Here is an 18,124-nt window from a genome sequence, read left to right on the forward strand (position 1 = left end):
CCTCGGTCGGCTCCCTCTCCCTCCGGGAGAGGGTTGGGGTGAGGGCGCTTTTACTGCGCCCGTGCAGGAAGCAGTTTCAACGTACTCCGCGTATTCGCCGTCACCTCTTCATCACTGAAATGCGCCTGCACATACATCCCGTCGACATACGCCTCCGCCTGATCCTCATAGTGACGATCAAACGGCACGCCACTCTGGCCAACCGGATTAATCGTCAAACTGTGCGCCGGGTCAGCAAAGTCCACCAGCCGCCGCGTCGACGGCCCGTAAGTCACCGGCCACGGCGCGGGGCCGATCTTGGCGGACAGGTTGTTCGGCACTTCATGGGAGCCGGGCGCCGCAAACGGGCCGACATTGAAGATCCGCTCCAGCGGCTTCTGCTGACCCAGCGGATGGCCATGGGTCACCGTGTGCGCCTTGCCCCACTGCCAGCCCGATGCGTCATCACCCAAGGTCGATTTCAGATGCGCCATGCTCGCCTGCCATGCGGCGCGTACGGTGTCGGTGCGGGTCTCTTTCGTCGGTGTGTTGCGGTTGTCCCACCACACTGAATCGGCATTCGCCGCTAGACGCGGCAACGCCGAATCAATCACTCTCGTCGACAGCAATGTCTCGAAGAAATCATTGCCCAGCTCATCACGCATCGCCGCATCCGCGAGGTCATAGAGAAACTGGTTGAACAGCGTCGCGTTGACCGAATCCAGCGGATAGTCGCCTTGCCACTGCGCCAGTTGCTCGACGAGTTTCAGCTCGGCCGGATTGCTCACCACTTCGCGCAGCACTGGCAGCAACGGCGCCAGCAAGCGCTGGCCGTAACCGGTGGTGGTGCCCAGTTGCAATTGCTGATTGGCCTCGTTGTCCCACCTCACGTTCTTGTCGCTGAGTTGGCGATTGAGTTGCTGGCCACGGTCGGCGAGGTTGTAGTAACCGGGAATCTCCATCCCGGTCGGCGAAACGGGCTGGAAGTTGGCCGAGACGATATAGCCGCGCGTCGGGTTTTCTTCCTGCGGGTTGGCGCTGAACGGGTAGTAGCCGTCCTTGTCCGCCTGATGGCTGCTGCCGTCGAGAATGAAACCCGGCTTCACCCCGGCCGGACGCTTGGGCAGCAACGCCGAGGCCCACCAGGCGATGTCACCCTTGGCGTTGGCGTAGACGATGTTCAGCCCCGGCGCCTGCACTTTGGCAGCGGCGGCGCGGGCCTTGGCCAGGGTGTCGGCGCGGTTGAGTTGATAGAAGCCTTCAAGGATCGGGTTCGGTGTTTCGAGGAACGCCCACCACATGGCAATCGGGGTTCTGCCGGCGGCGGTGCCGAGCGCGTCGTTGACGATCGGGCCGTGCGACGATTGGCGCAAAGTGATGGTGACCGGCGCCTGCCCCTTCACCGCAATCTGCTGTTGGGTGCTGAGCATGTCGGTCCACTGGCCGCGATGCCAGACTTGATTCGAGTTGTCCGGGTTGACCTTCTCGGCGATCAGATCGAGGTCATCGTTCTGGAACATGGTCAGGCTCCAGCCGAAATCCAGGTTGTGCCCGAGGAACGCGAACGGCACCAGCGCCTGATGATGCCCGTAGAGATCAAACCCCGGCGCCGACAATTGCGCCTCGTACCAGACCGAAGGCACCGAAAAGCGAATGTGCGGATCGCCGGCCAGCAGCGGCTTGGCGCTCTTGCTGCGGCTACCGGAGATGACCCAGGCGTTGCTGCCCTCGAACTGCGGCAAGCCGTTATCGATCAGCGCTTGCTGGCTGACGCGGGCGAGGGTGTTCAGATCGTTCCAGTCAGCGGCGGCAAGTACCGGGGCCGGGCTGGCGTGCCCTTTGACCAGCACACCTTTGGGCTGCCATTCAAGATCGAAGACATTCAGGTAATCGGCGCCGAGTTGATCGCGCACATAGGTCATCAGCGGCTCGGTGCGAAACGCCGCGGCGAAGCTGTAGGCCATGTAGCCGGCGACGCTGATGCTGTCTTCGGCGGTGAACGGCCGCTTGGGGATGCCCAGCACGTCGAACTCGACCGGCGCGGCGTGGCTGTCCTGATATTGGTTGACGCCGTCGAGATAGGCTTGCAGGGCCTTCCACGCCGGGGACTGTTTATCCAGATTGGCCACGTAAGTGGCAGCGCGCTCGCGAATGCGCAGGCTGCGGAACAGTTTGTCGGTGTCGAGCAGTTTCGGCCCGAGCACTTCGGCCAGTTCGCCACGGGCGAGGCGGCGCATAGACTCCATCTGGAACAGCCGATCCTGCGCATGCACATAGCCGAGGGCGCGATACAGATCGGTTTCGTTGTCGGCACGGATGTGCGGCACGCCGCGCTCGTCGTAACGCACGGTGACCGAACCTTGCAGGTTGCGCAGCTCTACCTGGCCCTGACGCGTCGGTTGCTTGCTGTACACATACCCGCCCACCGCGACGAGCAGCGCGACGATCAGCAAGCCAAGAACGGTGAAGACGCGTTTCATGGTGACTCCTTGTGCGATGCGGATGGTCATCCGTGCGGGCTGGCAACAATTAGCACAGACCCTGGCTGCTGCGCATCGCCGTCCTCGAAAAGTCCGGAATGCCTTACCTGGTTTCGGCCGGCCACGGGCAATAGCAACCAACCGCCAGCGTGTGCGTGGCATTCACCGGGCGATCATCGCTCAGAGCTTGCAGGATCGGTTCAATAAAACTGTTGCTGGAGTTGCAGGTCAGGCCTTCGCTATAGGGGCCGAAGTACGCGAGTTTGCCGCTACGGTCCCAGATCGCCACGGCCGGGCTGGCGGGAATCTGCTCGGCACCGGGCAGCACCGCGATGCTTTTCAGGCTGCTGAGGGTGGCGGGCAACTGGCCGTGGCTGCCGGGCCGCTGCACGGCAAAAAACTCCACGCCTTTGGCGCTGAACTGCTCGACCATTTCCGTCAGGTGCTGTTGATTGCCGACGTTGCACGGGCAGGCCGGGTCCCAGAAATGCACCAGACGAATATTGCCGGGGCCAGCCAGATCATCCGGCAGGCGCAGCGGATCACCGGAAAACACCGCTGTGTGCTCGCTGAATGCGCGCAGGTAACGCCACTGAAACCAGTCATACGCCGCCCACAATACCCCGCCGCAGACTAGTGCGATCAGGCTGGCAAACAGTGCGGTGCGGTACGGCGAACGCATGGTTTTCGATCCTTGAGAGATCGGCTAGCTTGCCATGCTTGCTCCGACAGATGAATATCGCAGGCCGATAAAGTCCGTTTACCGTTTTGGAATTTGCCTGATGCCTGCCACTTTCGATCTCGATCATTTACGCGCCAGCCTCAAGCCTTTGGCCGAGTGGCAGCCGTTGTCGGATGAGGCCAAGGCTTATCAACGCTTCTACCAGACCGATTTCCCGGATCGCGATGTATGGCGCGGCATGGGCCGCTTCGAGGTCAGCGGTTATGAACTGGTCAGCCATTGCTGGTGGCCGGAGAAGGCCAAAGCCACGCTGTTTTTGCTGCACGGTTATTACGATCACACCGGGCTGTACCGGCATCTGATCGAGTGGGCGCTGGATCAGGATTTTGCGGTGATCGCCTGCGACTTGCCGGGGCATGGACTGTCGAGTGGCGCGCGGGCCAACATCCGCGATTTCTCTGAATATCAGGATGCTCTTCAAGCTCTGTTCGCCGAGGCGCGTTCGATTGCGCTGCCGCAGCCGTGGCACTTGTGCGGGCAGAGCACTGGCGCAGCAATCGTGGTTGACCATGTGCTCAATCATGGCGAAGACAGTCCGGCGCAGGGGCAATTGATTCTGCTCGCGCCGCTGGTGCGTCCGCGCGCCTGGGGCTGGTCGCAGTTGAGTTATTACCTGCTGCGGCCCTTTGTTCGAGGGTTGCCACGACGGTTTAGCGAGAATTCCAACGACCCGGATTTTCTGCCGTTCCTGCAAGCCGATCCGTTACAGCCGTTGCGTTTGCCGACGGCGTGGGTCGGTGCGTTGTCGCGCTGGATCAGTCGGGTCGAGTATGCGAAGAAGAGTCCGCGCCGGCCGCTGATTATTCAGGGTCAGGCAGACATGACGGTGGACTGGCCGCATAACCTGCAAGTGCTGAAGTGGAAGTTTGACCGGCCGCAGATCTTGCTGCTGCCTGAGGGGCGGCATCATCTGGCGAATGAGACGGCGGAGATGCGCGAGGAGTATTTCGAGTTTTTGAGCAAGCGGATCAAGGGGCGGAATTCGTAGTGATGCTCTGGCTGGGTGCATATCCGTTGCTGCGGTAACGGCTTCTTGGGGTTCCGCCCTTACGGCGGGTCACCTTTTCCAGACGCCGAAAAGGTAACCCAAAAGGCTTTGCCCTGACGTTCGGCCCTCGCTGTGGCTCGGGTTCCTTCGCTCCGGGATCGATCCGGGGGCATCGCCTCCGGTTTGCTGCGCTGCACCTCCTCTCGATGTGTTTGGCTGCGCCAAACGGTCGCTGCGCTCCCACCCCCGGATCAATCCCTCCACTCAGCCTGCCGACGGGCGCTCGAGATCAAGAGCTGCAGCCGAGCTAACGCTCATCCTGTTGAGTGGGGCGGCTTTGCCGCATGGGTCGCACAAAAAATTGTGGGAGCTGCGGTGCGACGATTCGACTTGCCAGCGATGGCGGCCTACGAGCCGACCAGTCTCTGGCAGATGTACCCAGTTCCCACTGTGGGAGCCAGCCTGCTGGCGATGGCGGTCTGTCAGGCAACATAAATTTACTGGCTGAGGTTGGAGGTGCTTTGTCCAACCGCCAATCCCGCGCGAATCGCTGCCAGCGCCGCCTGGTAATAAGCCTTGCCTTCGGTCGACTCGGCAAAGGTCGCAAATTCTTCCAGTTCTTCATCCGACAGGTCGCGATAGACATACAGCAGCGTGTTGTTCAGATCGGCGCCAATCTGATCCATCAAACGCTGGCGCTGACCATTCAACATGTTTTGCGCCTGACCGCCGCCAAGCAAGCCAGGAATCATCGAACTCAAACTGTCCGCCGCCACACCGGCAATCGCCAGACTGACTTCAGCACCAGCCTCACGCGCCGGCAGCGCTTGGGCCAAATGCCCGATGATCAGCAGGCGGGTGTCGCTGGCCGGCATCTTCGGCAGGCCTTTGGCATTTTTCGCCAGTTGATCGCGGCGGGTCGCGAGCAATTCGGCGGCGACGACTTTCTTGCCCAGCACCGACTGGAAAAACCCCAGCGCCGGTTTCGGGTCGGCGAGGTTCTCGCGCAGTTGCGCTTCGGCGCGTTGATCCATCGGTTGCGGGGCGAAGCGCTGGTTGCTGTTGTTTACCAGCGCCTGAAACACCGCCGGTGGCAGGCTGTTCTGGTAACGCTGCTGCGCGGCGCTCAGGGCATCGTTGAAATGCGCGCGTTGTTCTGGCCAGCCGGCGACCTTGTAGAGCTGGTCGTAGCCGTCCGCCCAGGCGGGCAACACGCAGAACATCAACAGTGAAAAAAGCAAACGGCGCATAGGGACTCCTGTCAGCAGCGGACTATTCTCCGTGCGGTGCCAGTACTTGTCGAGAATTCGTAGCGAGCCGCCGCGTGGCTCTGTCGGATTTTTCGCCGCAGGCATACTATGCGCGCCATGCAAATATCCTCTGAACACCCGCTGCTGTTACGCATCGTCGACGACCTGGCCGAACATGGCTGGTCGCAGCAGAACATTTTCCTGCCCGCAGATCTGACCCGCGCGCTGGCGGCTGAGTGCCGTAAACGTGAAGCCGAGGGCGAACTGGCACCGGCGGGCGTCGGGCGCGGGCCGTTTTCGGAGGTTCGCGAGGGGATTCGTGGCGACCAGATTCAGTGGATCGAGCCGGGTGAGTGCGATGCCAGCGACCGTTATCTGGGCTTGATGGACAGCCTGCGCGAGGCGCTTAACCGCGGGTTGTTTCTCGGGCTGGAAGACTTCGAGTGCCATTTCGCCCTGTATCCGCCGGGCGCGTTCTATCGCAAGCATGTCGACCGGTTTCGCGATGATGACCGGCGCATGGTTTCGGCAGTGATCTACCTCAATGACGGCTGGCTGCCGGAGGATGGCGGGCAGTTGCGCATGTACCTCAAAAACGACCGCGTCCATGACGTGCAGCCTACGGGTGGGTGTCTGGTGGTGTTTCTTTCGGGTGAAGTGCCGCATGAAGTGTTGCCTGCCAATCGCGAGCGTTTGTCGCTGACGGGCTGGTTCCGTCGCCGTGGCAACGAGCCGTTCTGATATGCACAAGATTCTGGTCAGCCGCTGTTTGTTGGGCCATCGCGTGCGTTACGACGGTGGGGCGAGCGGGCCGTTTGATCTGCTGGAACAGTGGATCAGCGAAGGCCGGGTAGTGCCGTTGTGTCCCGAGGTTGCTGGCGGGCTGCCAACGCCACGGGCGGCAGCGGAGATTCCGGGCGGGCAGGGGGCAGAGGTTCTGGACGGACTGGCGTCAGTTATCACAACTGAAGGTGAGGACGTCAGTGCGCAGTTTCTCGACGGGGCGCGGCAGGCGCTGGAGCTGGTGCGAAAGCATGGGATTCGGGTTGCGGTGCTTAAGGCCAACAGTCCGTCGTGCGGGAATCTGCTGACGTATGACGGGACGTTCAGTGGGGTGAAGGTCAGTGGCGAAGGTGTAACCGCCGCGCTGCTCAAGCGCCATGGCGTACATGTCTTCAGCGAGCTGGAACTGGCGCAAGCCGCGAAAGCCCTGACACAACTCGACTAGTCATGCGCCACAAATCACTGTGGGAGCTAGCCTGCTAGCGATTGCATTGGGTCAGTCACCATCAGTCCTGACTGATCCACCGCTATCGCTAGCAGGCTAGCTCCCACAGGTTCGGAGTTCACTTAAGGTTTTCGGTGGCCTGCGCGCTAAGCCACTTCTTCGACAGTGCCTCCAACCGCCCATCCGCCTTGATCCGCCCCAGCGCACCCTCAAGACTCGCTTGAAACGCCGGATTGCCCTTTTGAAACGGAATCGCCAATTCCACCGGCGGCGTGACTTTCGGCTTTTCCTCGGTCAGCGTCTGTACCAGCAACATCGACCGTGGCTGCTCATCTTTTTTTGCCAGCAACTGCCCATCCACCTTGCCGTAAGGTTCGCTGAAGTCGAAACGATCCTTGAGTTCCGGGGTCAGTGCTATGTGGTTGAGCGCAACGTCGTACTTGCCGCTTTCAACGCCCTGGAGCATGTCGCTTTCATCGGTGACGATGAAGTCGGCGCGCACATCCAGCTCGTTGGCCAGCAGTTGCCCAAGCTCGACCTCGAATCCTGCGAGGGTGTCGCCTTCCTTGAAATTGAAGGGCGGTGTATTAGCCTCAATGGCGATGCGCAACTCGCCACGGTCGTTGACGTCATCAATCAGTTCGGCGTGAGCCAGAGGGCTCAGAAGGGGTAGCAGGCAGATCAGGCCAGGCAGAAAACGCATGGTCACTCCTTTGAAATCATTATCGCGATGCTCTGATTCAGGCTCGCTTTGCTATGGTTGTCGAGTTCCTTCGACAACGAATGGTCATGAAGTTGTCATGACCGTGCGGATTTTACGGAAAAACTGGAGAAGAAAATGAAAAGCTTTATGTCACGTGCAGCGTTGGCTGGTGTGCTGATGGGTGTTTCGGTACTGGCCAGTGCGGCCACCCCGGCACCCAAGGGCGCCGAAGTGTTCATCGTTTCTCCCGAAAGCGGGGCCACGGTTTCCCAGGAGTTCAAGGTCAAGTTCGGCACCAAGGACGTCGCGCTGGCGCCGGCCGGTGACGTCACCAAGAACACCGGTCACCATCATTTGCTGATCGACGTCGACAAATTGCCGGCCGCCGGTGCGCCGATTCCGAACGATGCCAACCACATGCATTTCGGCAAGGCGCAGACTGAAGCCACGATCAAACTGGCCCCGGGCAAGCACACCTTGCAGCTGGAACTGGGCGACAGCGGTCACATGCCGTTCGATCCGCCGATCGTTTCGAAGAAAATCACCGTCAACGTCGAATAACGTTTCCGCGTGCATGAAAAAGGGAGCCCGAAGGCTCCCTTTTTTTGTGGCTCAGCGCGAAATCAGAACAGCACGCGGCTACGGATGGTGCCGTTAACGTGTTGCAGCTTCTCTTGCGCCAGCTCCGAGTACTCGGCGTCGACGTCGATCACCACGTAGCCAACCTTCTCGTTGGTCTGCAGGAACTGACCGGAGATGTTGATGCCGTTTTCGGCGAAGACCTTGTTGATCTCCATCATCACACCCGGAATGTTCTCGTGGATGTGCAGCAGGCGATGCTTGCCAGGGTGAGCCGGCAAGGCTACTTCCGGGAAGTTCACCGACGATACCGAGGTACCGTTGTCGCTGTACTTGACCAGTTTTTCCGCTACTTCCAGACCGATGTTAGCTTGCGCTTCGGCGGTCGAGCCACCGATGTGCGGGGTCAGAATCACGTTGTCGAGGCCACGCAGCGGGCTTTCGAACTCTTCGTCGTTGGAGCGCGGCTCGACCGGGAACACGTCGATCGCGGCGCCGATCAGGTGCTTGTCCTTGATCGCGTCCGCCAGGGCGTCCAGCTCGACCACGGTGCCGCGAGCAGCGTTGATCAGAATGCCGCCCTTCTTGATGGCGCGGATTTCCTTCTCGCCGATCATCCACTGGGTCGCAGCGGTTTCCGGAACGTGCAGGGTGACGATGTCCGACATGCCCAGCAGCTCGTGCAGGTTGTTGACCTGCGTCGCGTTGCCCAGCGGCAGCTTGGTCACGGTGTCGTAGAAGTACACCTGCATGCCCAGGCCTTCAGCCAGAACCGACAGCTGCGTACCGATCGAGCCGTAACCGACGATGCCGAGCTTCTTGCCACGGATCTCGAAGGAGTTGGCCGCGGACTTGATCCAGCCACCACGGTGGCAGGAAGCATTTTTCTCAGGGATGCCGCGCAGCAGCAGGATCGCTTCGGCCAGCACCAGCTCGGCTACGGAGCGGGTGTTGGAGTACGGCGCGTTGAACACGGCGATACCGCGTTCGCGGGCTGCACTGAGGTCAACTTGGTTGGTGCCGATGCAGAAACAGCCGACTGCCACCAGCTTCTTCGCGTGATCGAAGATTTCTTCGGTCAGTTGCGTGCGCGAACGAATGCCGATGAAGTGCGCGTCAGCGATCTTTTCCTTGAGCTGGGCTTCCGGCAGAGAACCTGTGAGGTACTCGATGCTGGTGTAGCCCGCCGCCTTGAGGACGTCGACAGCCGATTGGTGGACGCCTTCGAGAAGAAGGAACTTGATCTTGCTCTTATCGAGAGAAGTCTTGCTCATCTGCGTAAACCTGTATCCCGGAGAAAAATGGCAGGAAATAGCCAGCAGACGCTGACCCGGACGGCAGGAAAGCCGTCACCGCAGAAAGGCCGTTGGGCACTGGCCTGCGGGGTCGGTATGCTAGCATAGCCACCCCGCTAAACACTCATTCCTGCGACGTGAAGCGTCTTCAGGATGACCATGAATTGTTCGAGAGTTCTGTCGATGACCAATCCTGCCCTGATTGATGAACTGAAGACCCTGGTTGAGCCTGGCAAAGTCCTGACCGATGCCGACTCCCTGAATGCTTACGGCAAGGATTGGACCAAACACTTCGCCCCGGCACCCAGCGCCATCGTCTTCCCCAAGACCATCGAACAGGTGCAGGCCATCGTGCGGTGGGCCAATGCCCACAAGGTCGCGCTGGTTCCATCTGGCGGGCGCACCGGTTTGTCGGCCGCCGCAGTCGCCGCGAATGGCGAAGTAGTGGTGTCGTTCGACTACATGAACCAGATTATCGAGGTGAACCTCACTGATCGCACCGCTGTGTGTCAGCCGGGCGTGGTCACCGAGCAGTTGCAGAACCGCGCCGAAGAACACGGCCTCTACTATCCAGTGGATTTCGCATCCGCCGGTTCCAGTCAGATTGGCGGCAATATCGGCACCAATGCCGGCGGGATCAAAGTCATTCGCTACGGCATGACGCGTAACTGGGTCGCGGGCATGAAAGTCGTGACCGGCAAGGGTGATGTGCTGGAGCTGAACAAAGACCTGATCAAGAACGCCACCGGGTACGACTTGCGCCAGTTGTTCATCGGCGCCGAAGGCACTCTGGGGTTTGTGGTCGAAGCGACCATGCGTCTGGATCGCGCACCGAAGAACCTCACGGCGATGGTGCTCGGCACCGCCGATTTCGACTCGATCATGCCGGTACTGCACGCCTTCCAGGGCAAGCTCGACCTGACTGCATTTGAATTCTTTTCCGACAAGGCGCTGGCCAAAGTCATGGGCCGTGGCGACGTACCGGCGCCGTTCGACACCGACTGCCCGTTCTACGCGCTGCTGGAATTCGAAGCGACCACTGAAGAAGTGGCCAACAGCGCTCTGGAAACCTTCGAACATTGCGTCGAGCAGGGCTGGGTGCTGGACGGCGTGATGAGCCAGAGCGAAACCCAGCTGCAAAACCTGTGGAAACTGCGCGAGTACATCTCCGAAACCATCTCGCACTGGACGCCGTACAAGAACGACATCTCGGTCACCGTCTCGAAAGTGCCGGCGTTCCTGAAGGAAATCGACGCGATTGTCGGCGAATACTACCCGGACTTCGAAATCGTCTGGTTCGGTCACATCGGCGACGGCAACCTGCACCTGAACATCCTCAAGCCGGACAACCTGAGCAAGGACGAATTTTTCGCCAAGTGCGCCACCGTCAACAAGTGGGTGTTCGAGACCGTCGAGAAGTACAACGGATCGATCTCCGCCGAGCACGGCGTGGGCATGACCAAGCGCGATTACCTGACCTACAGCCGTTCGCCGGTTGAGATCGAGTACATGAAAGCGGTAAAAGCGGTGTTCGACCCGAATGGCATCATGAACCCGGGCAAGATCTTCGCTGTTTGATTTTCGAACTTAAGCGCTACGAATCAGGAGTCGGTCAATGAGCTATCAGCACCAGTATGTCGACGGCACGCGTATCCATTTTCCGCTGGGGAAAGTGGTGTGCATCGGCCGTAATTACGTCGAACACGCCAAGGAACTGGACAATCCGGTGCCAACCGAACCGTTGCTGTTCATCAAACCGGGCAGTTGCGTAGTGCCGCTGGAAGGTGGTTTCAGTATTCCGACCGAGCGTGGCTCGGTGCATTACGAAGCCGAGATTGCCGTGTTGATCGGCAAACCGTTGTCGACCAAGCCGAGCCGCGAAGAAGTGCTGGACGCGATCTCCGGTTTCGCCCCGGCGCTGGATCTGACCTTGCGCGACAAGCAGGGCGAGCTGAAAGCCAAAGGTCTGCCGTGGGAAATCGCCAAGTCGTTCGACGGCGCGGCCGTGATCGCGCCATTTGTGGTCGGCAGCACTTTCGCTGACCTGACCGACATCGGCATCCGCCTGACCATCAATGGCGAAGTGCGCCAGGACGGCAACAGCAGCGCGATGCTCAACCCGATCGTGCCGATGATCCAGCACATGGCTGGCTGCTTCTCGCTGCAGGCCGGTGACGTGATCCTGACCGGTACGCCGGTTGGCGTCGGCCCGCTGAATGTCGGCGACGAGATCGTGCTGGAACTGCCGGGTGCTAGCAGCTTCACTAGCTCCGTCCTCTAACCTGTAGAGATGACACCGAACTGTGGCGAGGGAGCTTGCTCCCGCTGGACTGCGCAGCAGGCCCCCTGCTTTTTGCAGTGAAAAGCAGGGCCGCTTCGCGCCCCAGCGGGAGCAAGCTCCCTCGCCACAGGTGCCCATTCCACATTTAGATCTGTGATCGCTCCTGCAAACCCATAAGGCAATCGCGCCATTTGCCGTTTTTTTCACATCCTCTCTGGATAATTCCGCGGATTCTGGCGTCTGAGCCACCCCTGTTGTGCTATTACCTTTAGCCTGAATTTCTGGAACGCGTCCCTTGATGGCCTCTCAACCGCTGCCCAAGCTCAAAACTGTCCGCCGTTCGCGCTTCGCGATGCGCTGGTATTCCTGGCTATTGCTGGTGGCTGCGGCCGTTTATGGGCTGGCGTTTGCCATGCACTGGGACGATCGTGGTGTGCTCTGGGTATTGGAGCGTTTCGAGAGTCCGACCGAGAAAAAGGAAAGTGTCTGGCTGCCGGATTACCGGGTGGTGATCGACGCCAAACAGCTGCCCGGAATGGAGAAGGACGAGGCGTCCGACCTGTCCTATAACCCACAGACCAAAACCCTGTTTTCGGTGATGGGCAAAAACCCGTTTCTTGTTGAACTGAGCCTGCAAGGTGACGTGCTGCGCAAGATGCCGCTAGTGGGCTGGAGCAATCCTGAAGGCCTGACAGTGATGGAAAACGGTCTGCTGGCCATCGTCGATGAGCGCGAGCACTTGCTGTCGATCGTCAGGATCGATGCCGATACCCGCGAATTGAAGCGCGATGACTACCCGAAATACGACCTCGGCCCGTCGAAAGACCAGAACAAAGCCTTTGAAGCCATCGCCTGGGACCCACGCAACGAGCAGCTGTTGCTCGGCGAAGAACGGCCGCCGGCGCTGTTCACCTGGAAAAGCGATGGCAGCCAGATCCTCAAGGGCGACAAGCAGAAGCTGTTCAGCGATGAACTGGACATCCGTAACCTATCGGCTCTGGCCATCGACTCGCGCACTGGCCACACACTGGTGCTGTCCGCTGACTCGCACTTGCTGCTGGAGCTGGACGAGAAGGGCGAGCAGGTCAGCTTCATGACCCTGCTCGGCGGTTTCAACGGCCTGAAAAGCACCATCCCGCGCGCTGAAGGCGTGACCATGGACGACAGTGGCACGCTGTACATGGTCAGCGAGCCGAACCTGTTCTATCGCTTCGAAAAGCAAAAATAACCGCAGCCACAGGGTTTGCTTGTGGTCGCAGGCAAGTGGCCATTAAGCTTCAGTTCAGACACGCGTGATATTTCATCCGCCTGTTTTGATTCCGAGCCCGCCCGCATGCGTCGACTTGCCCGTCCCAAACCACTGATTCTGATCCTGTCGATGATTGCCCTGATCGCATTGATTGCGCTCGGCCAATACATGCGTCTGTTCGAGCGTGCCTGGTTCAATCTGCATACCCTTTGGCAACCGCACAGCGTTGAATCCATCGCCCTCGATCAATATCGGGTGGAGATCGAGTCACAGGTCATCGAAGGCCTGAATGACGATGTCTCGGCGCTGACTTACGATCCGGTGCGCAAAAGCCTGTTCACCGTCACCAACAAGGACTCCGAGCTGATCGAGTTGTCGCTGGACGGCAAGCTCCTGCGCCGCATCGCGCTGATCGGCTTCGGTGATCCAGAGGCGGTGGAGTTCATCAGCGCCGACACCTACGTGATCACTGACGAGAGTCAGCAGCGGCTGATCAAGATCCATCTGGAACAAGACACGACTTTCCTCGATGCGGCCGACGCCGAGCAGATGACTCTTGGCGTGCACTTGAGCGGCAATAAGGGGTTCGAAGGTCTGGCCTATGACTCGGTGGGCAAGCGCCTGTTCGTGGCCAAGGAACGCGACCCGATGCTGATTTACGAAGTGCATGGTTTTCCACACTTCAATCCGGAAAAGTCTTACGCAGTGCACGTAATCAACAATCCCAAGCGCGATGCCGGGATGTTCGTGCGCGATCTGTCGAGCCTGCAATACGATGAGCGCAGCGGGCATTTGCTGGCGCTTTCAGATGAATCGCGGCTGATTCTGGAACTGGATGTGGACGGACGTCCGTTGAGCACGATGTCGCTGAGCAAAGGCCGGCAAGGCTTGCAGAAAACCGTGCCGCAGGCGGAAGGCATTGCGATGGACGATGACGGGACGTTGTATCTGGTGAGCGAGCCGAATCTGTTCTACGTGTTCAAAAAACCCGCGCAACCTTAACTCACACCAAAAAACACTGTGGGAGCTGGCTTGCCAGCGATGAGGCCATCACTTTCAACATCGATGTTGACTGGCTGGCCGCCATCGCTGGCAAGCCAGCTCCCACAGGTTTATTGGTATGCCCATCATTTGTGGGTTACCAGGTTTACTCAGCCTTCAGCGTCTTCACACCTTCACTAGTCCCGAGCAACAGCAAATCCGCCGGACGCGCCGCGAACAGGCCATTGGTGACTACGCCGACAATCGCATTGATCTGCGCTTCCAGCTCGACCGGGTTGGTGATCTGCATGTTGAACACGTCGAGGATGATATTGCCGTTATCGGTCAGCACGCCTTCACGGTAGACCGGGTCGCCGCCGAGCTTCACCAGCTCGCGAGCGACGTGGCTGCGGGCCATCGGAATCACTTCGACCGGCAGCGGGAATTCGCCGAGTACCGACACCAGTTTGCTGCCGTCAGCGATGCAGATGAAGGTCTTGGCCACGGCCGCGACGATCTTCTCGCGGGTCAGGGCTGCGCCGCCGCCCTTGATCAGGTTCAGGTGCGCGTCGCTTTCATCGGCGCCGTCGACGTAGAACTCCAGATCGCTGACCGTATTCAGCTCGTACACCGGAATCCCGTGGCCCTTGAGGCGCGCGGCGGTGGCTTCGGAGCTGGCGACCGCGCCATCGAACGCGCCCTTGTGCTTGGCCAAAGCGTCGATGAAGCAGTTGGCGGTGGAGCCGGTGCCGACGCCGACGATGCTCTTGTCGTCGAGTTTCGGCAGGATGAAGTCGACGGCGGCCTGGGCCACGGCCTGTTTGAGTTGATCCTGGGTCATGCGGGCTCCGGAAGCGGGCAGAGGGAAAACGGAAAGGCCGGCATTATAGCCTCAAGACCGGCTAAAACCTCTGGATTCGTGTGGTCGCCCGGACAAAAGCCGGGTTAGACTCCTTGGCCCTGCCCAACTCGCTCAGTGATGCTTTCCGATGCTCGAACAGTACGTCAAAAAGATCCTCACCTCGCGCGTTTATGACGTTGCCGTAGAAACCCCGCTGCAGAACGCTCGCCAGCTCTCCGAGCGGCTGGGCAATGACATTTGGCTCAAGCGCGAAGACTTGCAGCCAGTGTTCTCGTTCAAGATTCGCGGCGCCTACAACAAGCTGACGCAGTTGAGCGACGAAGAGCGTGCGCGCGGCGTGGTCACGGCGTCGGCGGGCAACCATGCGCAGGGTCTGGCGCTGGCGGCAAAAGTCCTCGGCGTGAAAGCCACTATCGTCATGCCGAAAACCACCCCGGAGATCAAGGTCGAAGGCGTGCGCTCGCGCGGCGGCAAAGTGGTGCTGCACGGTGACTCGTTTCCGGAAGCCCTGGCCTACTCGCTGAAACTGGTGGATGAAAAAGGCTACGTCTACATCCACCCGTACGACGACCCACACACGATTGCCGGGCAGGGCACCGTGGCGATGGAAATTCTGCGTCAGCACCCGCAGCCACTGGACGCGATCTTCGTGCCGGTCGGCGGCGGCGGGCTGATCGCCGGCATCGCGGCGTACGTGAAGTACCTGCGCCCGGACATCAAAGTCATCGGCGTCGAGCCCGACGATTCCAATTGCCTGCAAGCGGCGATGGCCGCTGGTGAGCGCGTGGTACTGCCGACCGTGGGCATTTTCGCCGACGGCGTGGCCGTGGCGCAGATCGGCCAGCACACCTTCGACATCTGCAAGGATTACGTCGACGAAGTGATCACCGTCAGCACCGACGAGATCTGCGCGGCGATCAAGGACATCTACGACGATACCCGCTCGATCACCGAGCCGGCCGGTGCGCTGGGCGTGGCCGGGATCAAGAAGTACGTCGAGCAGCGTGGCGTCAGCGGTCAGACCTTCGTCGCCATCGACTCGGGGGCCAACGTCAACTTCGACCGCCTGCGCCACGTCGCCGAGCGCGCCGAGCTGGGTGAAGGCCGCGAGGCGATCATCGCCGTGACCATCCCCGAGCAGGCCGGCAGCTTCAAGGCCTTCTGCGAAGCTATCGGCAAGCGCCAGATCACCGAATTCAACTACCGCTACAACACCGGCAGCGAAGCGCACATCTTCGTCGGCGTGCAGACGCATCCGGACACCGATCCGCGCAGCGCACTGCTGGCGAGCCTGACCGAGCAGGGTTTCCCGGTGCTCGACCTGACTGATAACGAGCTGGCCAAACTGCACATCCGCCACATGGTCGGCGGGCGTGCGGCGCAAGTGGTCGATGAAGTGGTGCTGCGCTTCGAGTTCCCGGAACGCCCGGGCGCGCTGTTCAACTTTCTCAATAAGCTCGGCGGGCGCTGGAACATCTCGATGTTCCACTACCGCAACCACGGCGCAGCGGACGGTCGCGTGGTCGCCGGCCTGCAAGTACCGCACGACGAACGTCATCTGGTGCCCGCAGCCCTTGAGGAAATCGGTTACCCGTACTGGGACGAAAGCGACAACCCGGCCTATAAGCTGTTTCTTGGCTGAGGGGCTACGCTGATTTGCACGGACTGAGGAAATCGAACCATGGAAACGTTATCCGCCCTGAAAGCGGCGCACATGCTCGCCACTGCGGTGTTGCTGATCGGCGCGTTGGGCCTTGGAATCTGGGTCTGGCGTGCGCGGCGCAACGGTGATGCAACAGCCGGTAGCCGTACGTTGCAGCGACCACGGGTGTTCGTCTGGCTTTTGATCGTGCTGGCGCTGCTGAGCATGCCCTTCACCGGCTGGTGGATGGTGCATCTGGTGGGCTGGCCGTTGGGACAGACGTGGATTCTGGCGTCGAGCGTGCTTTACACCGTGGCGGCGTTGGCGTGGTTCTGGCTGCTGGTGCGCTTGAATCGGTTGCGCAAGGCGCCGGGCGGGATTGGCAAGTTCAGTCTGGGGTTGGCGTTGTTTGGGCTGGTGTGTTTTGTGGCGATTGCCGGGTTGATGGGTGCCAAACCTGTTTAAGGCGAACAGCTCGCAGCCTGCGGCAGCTCCTACACAGGTTTGTGTCGAACCCGATATTGTGGGCTGACACAAACCCTGTAGGAGCTGCCGAAGGCTGCGATCTTTTGATCTTTAGCCGCGCAGGCTAATCACCGGCCAGCCACGCTTCTCGGCTTCAGCGCGCAAATTCGGATCAGCATCCACCGCCACCGGATTCGCCACTTGCTCCAGCAACGGCAAGTCATTCATCGAGTCGCTGTAGAAATAGCTGTCGTCCAGCGAATAGCCGGTCTCTTCCAGCCAACGATTCAGCCGCGTCACCTTGCCTTCGCGGAAGCACGGCACGTCGGTGCTGCGCCCGGTGTAGCGGCCATCGACCATCTCGCACTCGGTGGCGATCAGGGTTTCAACGCCCAGTCGTTCGGCGATCGGCGCGGTGACGAAGCGGTTGGTGGCGGTGATGATCACCAGTTTGTCGCCGGCGTCGCGGTGCTTTTGCAGCAGTTCGAGGGCCTTGGGCAGAATGATCGGCTCGATGCAATCGCGCATGTAATCGCGGTGCCATTGATCGAGCACGGCGATCTCGGTGCGGCCAAGAATCTCCAGGCAGAAGTTCAGATAGGCAGCGTTATCCAGTTTGCCCGCCAGGTAATCCTGATAGAACTCGTCGTTGCGCGCCTTGTATGCGACCTTGTCGAGAAAGCCGCGCTCGCACAGGTAATCGCCCCACGCGTGATCGCTGTCGCCGCCCAGAAGGGTGTTGTCCAAATCGAATAAAGCCAGGCGCATTGCAGTTACCCGCTGATAAGTCAGTAAAAAGGCGCCCAGAATACGGTCTTTTCACAAGAGTGCACATAAGGTAGGAAGCTTCATTGCTGCCTTCACAATCTTTGTGGAACAATGCGGCGACATGCGTTTGCGAGGTTGTTGCCGTGATCGACCCCGATGGTTTCCGTCCCAATGTCGGGATCATTCTGACGAATGACGCCGGCCAGGTGCTATGGGCTCGCCGTATCAATCAAGATGCCTGGCAGTTTCCGCAAGGGGGAATCAACCCTGAAGAGACGCCGGAAGACGCCTTGTATCGCGAGCTGAACGAAGAAGTTGGCCTTGAACGTGAAGATGTTGAAATACTCGCCTGTACCCGGGGCTGGTTGCGCTATCGTTTGCCGCAACGTCTGGTGCGTACCCACAGCCAACCGCTGTGCATCGGCCAGAAACAGAAATGGTTTCTCCTGCGCCTGATCTCCAACGAGCAGCGGGTGCGGATGGATTTGACCGGTAAACCGGAGTTCGATGGCTGGCGCTGGGTCAGCTATTGGTATCCGTTGGGCCAGGTGGTGACATTCAAGCGCGAGGTATATCGCCGCGCTCTCAAAGAGCTTGCCCCGCGCCTTTTAACGCGCGACTGACGACGGAGT

The 18,124-nt window shown here is 60.1% G+C and carries 18 protein-coding genes; 11 read left to right on the plus strand and 7 right to left on the minus strand.

Translation table 11 applies throughout. The annotated features are described in order from the left end of the window. Positions 1 to 50: 50 nt before the first annotated feature. Together ACP7EE_RS04970 and ACP7EE_RS04975 are read right to left on the minus strand one after the other, a co-directional pair. Complete coding sequence (locus ACP7EE_RS04970) at positions 51 to 2,459, minus strand: penicillin acylase family protein (RefSeq protein ID WP_426233780.1); 2,409 nt, start codon at positions 2,457 to 2,459, stop codon at positions 51 to 53. Between the two features lie 103 nt (positions 2,460 to 2,562). Continuing rightward, positions 2,563 to 3,141 carry a DUF6436 domain-containing protein gene (locus ACP7EE_RS04975; protein WP_426205298.1) on the minus strand — a complete coding sequence of 193 codons (579 nt, stop codon included), beginning with the start codon at positions 3,139 to 3,141 and terminating at the stop codon, positions 2,563 to 2,565. Positions 3,142 to 3,241: 100 nt separating this feature from the next. On the opposite strand from ACP7EE_RS04975, the gene ACP7EE_RS04980 reads away from it, so the two are divergent. Beyond that, a complete protein-coding gene (locus ACP7EE_RS04980; RefSeq protein ID WP_426233781.1) occupies positions 3,242 to 4,189 on the plus strand; it encodes an alpha/beta hydrolase in 948 nt (315 codons plus the stop codon). A gap of 497 nt (positions 4,190 to 4,686) precedes the next feature. Here ACP7EE_RS04980 and ACP7EE_RS04985 read toward each other — a convergent pair whose 3' ends face one another. Further along, positions 4,687 to 5,439 (minus strand): hypothetical protein, encoded by a 753-nt coding sequence (locus ACP7EE_RS04985; RefSeq protein ID WP_426233782.1) that lies wholly within the window; start codon positions 5,437 to 5,439, stop codon positions 4,687 to 4,689. Positions 5,440 to 5,547: 108 nt separating this feature from the next. Here ACP7EE_RS04985 and ACP7EE_RS04990 point away from each other — a divergent pair, with 108 nt between their 5' ends. Beyond that, the gene (locus ACP7EE_RS04990) at positions 5,548 to 6,180 is read left to right on the plus strand and encodes a 2OG-Fe(II) oxygenase (RefSeq protein ID WP_426233783.1); all 633 of its coding nucleotides are present in this window, start codon (positions 5,548 to 5,550) and stop codon (positions 6,178 to 6,180) included. Between the two features lies 1 nt (position 6,181). Next, a complete protein-coding gene (locus ACP7EE_RS04995) occupies positions 6,182 to 6,667 on the plus strand; it encodes a DUF523 domain-containing protein (RefSeq protein WP_426233784.1) in 486 nt (161 codons plus the stop codon). Between the two features lie 118 nt (positions 6,668 to 6,785). Here the strand turns inward: ACP7EE_RS04995 and ACP7EE_RS05000 are convergent, their stop codons facing one another. Beyond that, positions 6,786 to 7,370 carry a transporter substrate-binding domain-containing protein gene (locus tag ACP7EE_RS05000; RefSeq protein WP_426233785.1) on the minus strand — a complete coding sequence of 195 codons (585 nt, stop codon included), beginning with the start codon at positions 7,368 to 7,370 and terminating at the stop codon, positions 6,786 to 6,788. A 135-nt stretch (positions 7,371 to 7,505) separates the two neighbouring features. On the opposite strand from ACP7EE_RS05000, the gene ACP7EE_RS05005 reads away from it, so the two are divergent. Continuing rightward, on the plus strand, positions 7,506 to 7,931 hold the full coding sequence (locus ACP7EE_RS05005) for a DUF4399 domain-containing protein (RefSeq protein WP_426233786.1): 426 nt from the start codon (positions 7,506 to 7,508) through the stop codon (positions 7,929 to 7,931). A gap of 62 nt (positions 7,932 to 7,993) precedes the next feature. Here ACP7EE_RS05005 and serA read toward each other — a convergent pair whose 3' ends face one another. Beyond that, on the minus strand, positions 7,994 to 9,223 hold the full coding sequence (gene serA / locus ACP7EE_RS05010) for a phosphoglycerate dehydrogenase (protein WP_150602030.1): 1,230 nt from the start codon (positions 9,221 to 9,223) through the stop codon (positions 7,994 to 7,996). Between the two features lie 204 nt (positions 9,224 to 9,427). Here serA and ACP7EE_RS05015 point away from each other — a divergent pair, with 204 nt between their 5' ends. From ACP7EE_RS05015 to ACP7EE_RS05030, 4 genes are all read left to right on the plus strand, one after another. Then, positions 9,428 to 10,822: an FAD-binding oxidoreductase gene (locus ACP7EE_RS05015; protein ID WP_426233787.1), complete on the plus strand. Its 1,395-nt coding sequence runs from the start codon at positions 9,428 to 9,430 to the stop codon at positions 10,820 to 10,822. Positions 10,823 to 10,859: 37 nt separating this feature from the next. Further along, complete coding sequence (locus tag ACP7EE_RS05020; RefSeq protein WP_420647409.1) at positions 10,860 to 11,525, plus strand: fumarylacetoacetate hydrolase family protein; 666 nt, start codon at positions 10,860 to 10,862, stop codon at positions 11,523 to 11,525. 298 nt (positions 11,526 to 11,823) lie between these two features. Continuing rightward, positions 11,824 to 12,753, plus strand: a complete 930-nt coding sequence (locus tag ACP7EE_RS05025; RefSeq protein ID WP_426233788.1) for an SdiA-regulated domain-containing protein — start codon at positions 11,824 to 11,826, stop codon at positions 12,751 to 12,753. 105 nt (positions 12,754 to 12,858) lie between these two features. Continuing rightward, a complete protein-coding gene (locus ACP7EE_RS05030; protein ID WP_426233789.1) occupies positions 12,859 to 13,776 on the plus strand; it encodes an SdiA-regulated domain-containing protein in 918 nt (305 codons plus the stop codon). Between the two features lie 145 nt (positions 13,777 to 13,921). Here ACP7EE_RS05030 and rpiA read toward each other — a convergent pair whose 3' ends face one another. Continuing rightward, a complete protein-coding gene (gene rpiA / locus ACP7EE_RS05035; protein ID WP_426205288.1) occupies positions 13,922 to 14,596 on the minus strand; it encodes a ribose-5-phosphate isomerase RpiA in 675 nt (224 codons plus the stop codon). A gap of 148 nt (positions 14,597 to 14,744) precedes the next feature. On the opposite strand from rpiA, the gene ilvA reads away from it, so the two are divergent. Both ilvA and ACP7EE_RS05045 read left to right on the plus strand, forming a co-directional pair. Further along, entirely contained in the window at positions 14,745 to 16,259 is a 1,515-nt protein-coding gene (gene ilvA / locus ACP7EE_RS05040; RefSeq protein ID WP_420647405.1) for a threonine ammonia-lyase, biosynthetic, read from the plus strand. A gap of 39 nt (positions 16,260 to 16,298) precedes the next feature. Then, entirely contained in the window at positions 16,299 to 16,724 is a 426-nt protein-coding gene (locus tag ACP7EE_RS05045; RefSeq protein WP_426205287.1) for a DUF2269 domain-containing protein, read from the plus strand. Positions 16,725 to 16,835: 111 nt separating this feature from the next. Here ACP7EE_RS05045 and ACP7EE_RS05050 read toward each other — a convergent pair whose 3' ends face one another. Further along, positions 16,836 to 17,492, minus strand: coding sequence for an HAD family hydrolase (locus ACP7EE_RS05050; protein ID WP_426205286.1), 657 nt, complete (start codon positions 17,490 to 17,492; stop codon positions 16,836 to 16,838). Positions 17,493 to 17,635: 143 nt separating this feature from the next. On the opposite strand from ACP7EE_RS05050, the gene ACP7EE_RS05055 reads away from it, so the two are divergent. Next, entirely contained in the window at positions 17,636 to 18,115 is a 480-nt protein-coding gene (locus ACP7EE_RS05055; RefSeq protein ID WP_060543982.1) for an RNA pyrophosphohydrolase, read from the plus strand. Positions 18,116 to 18,124: the final 9 nt, after the last annotated feature.

The organism is Pseudomonas sp. TWP3-2, from assembly GCF_049897765.1.
Lineage (GTDB): Bacteria > Pseudomonadota > Gammaproteobacteria > Pseudomonadales > Pseudomonadaceae > Aquipseudomonas.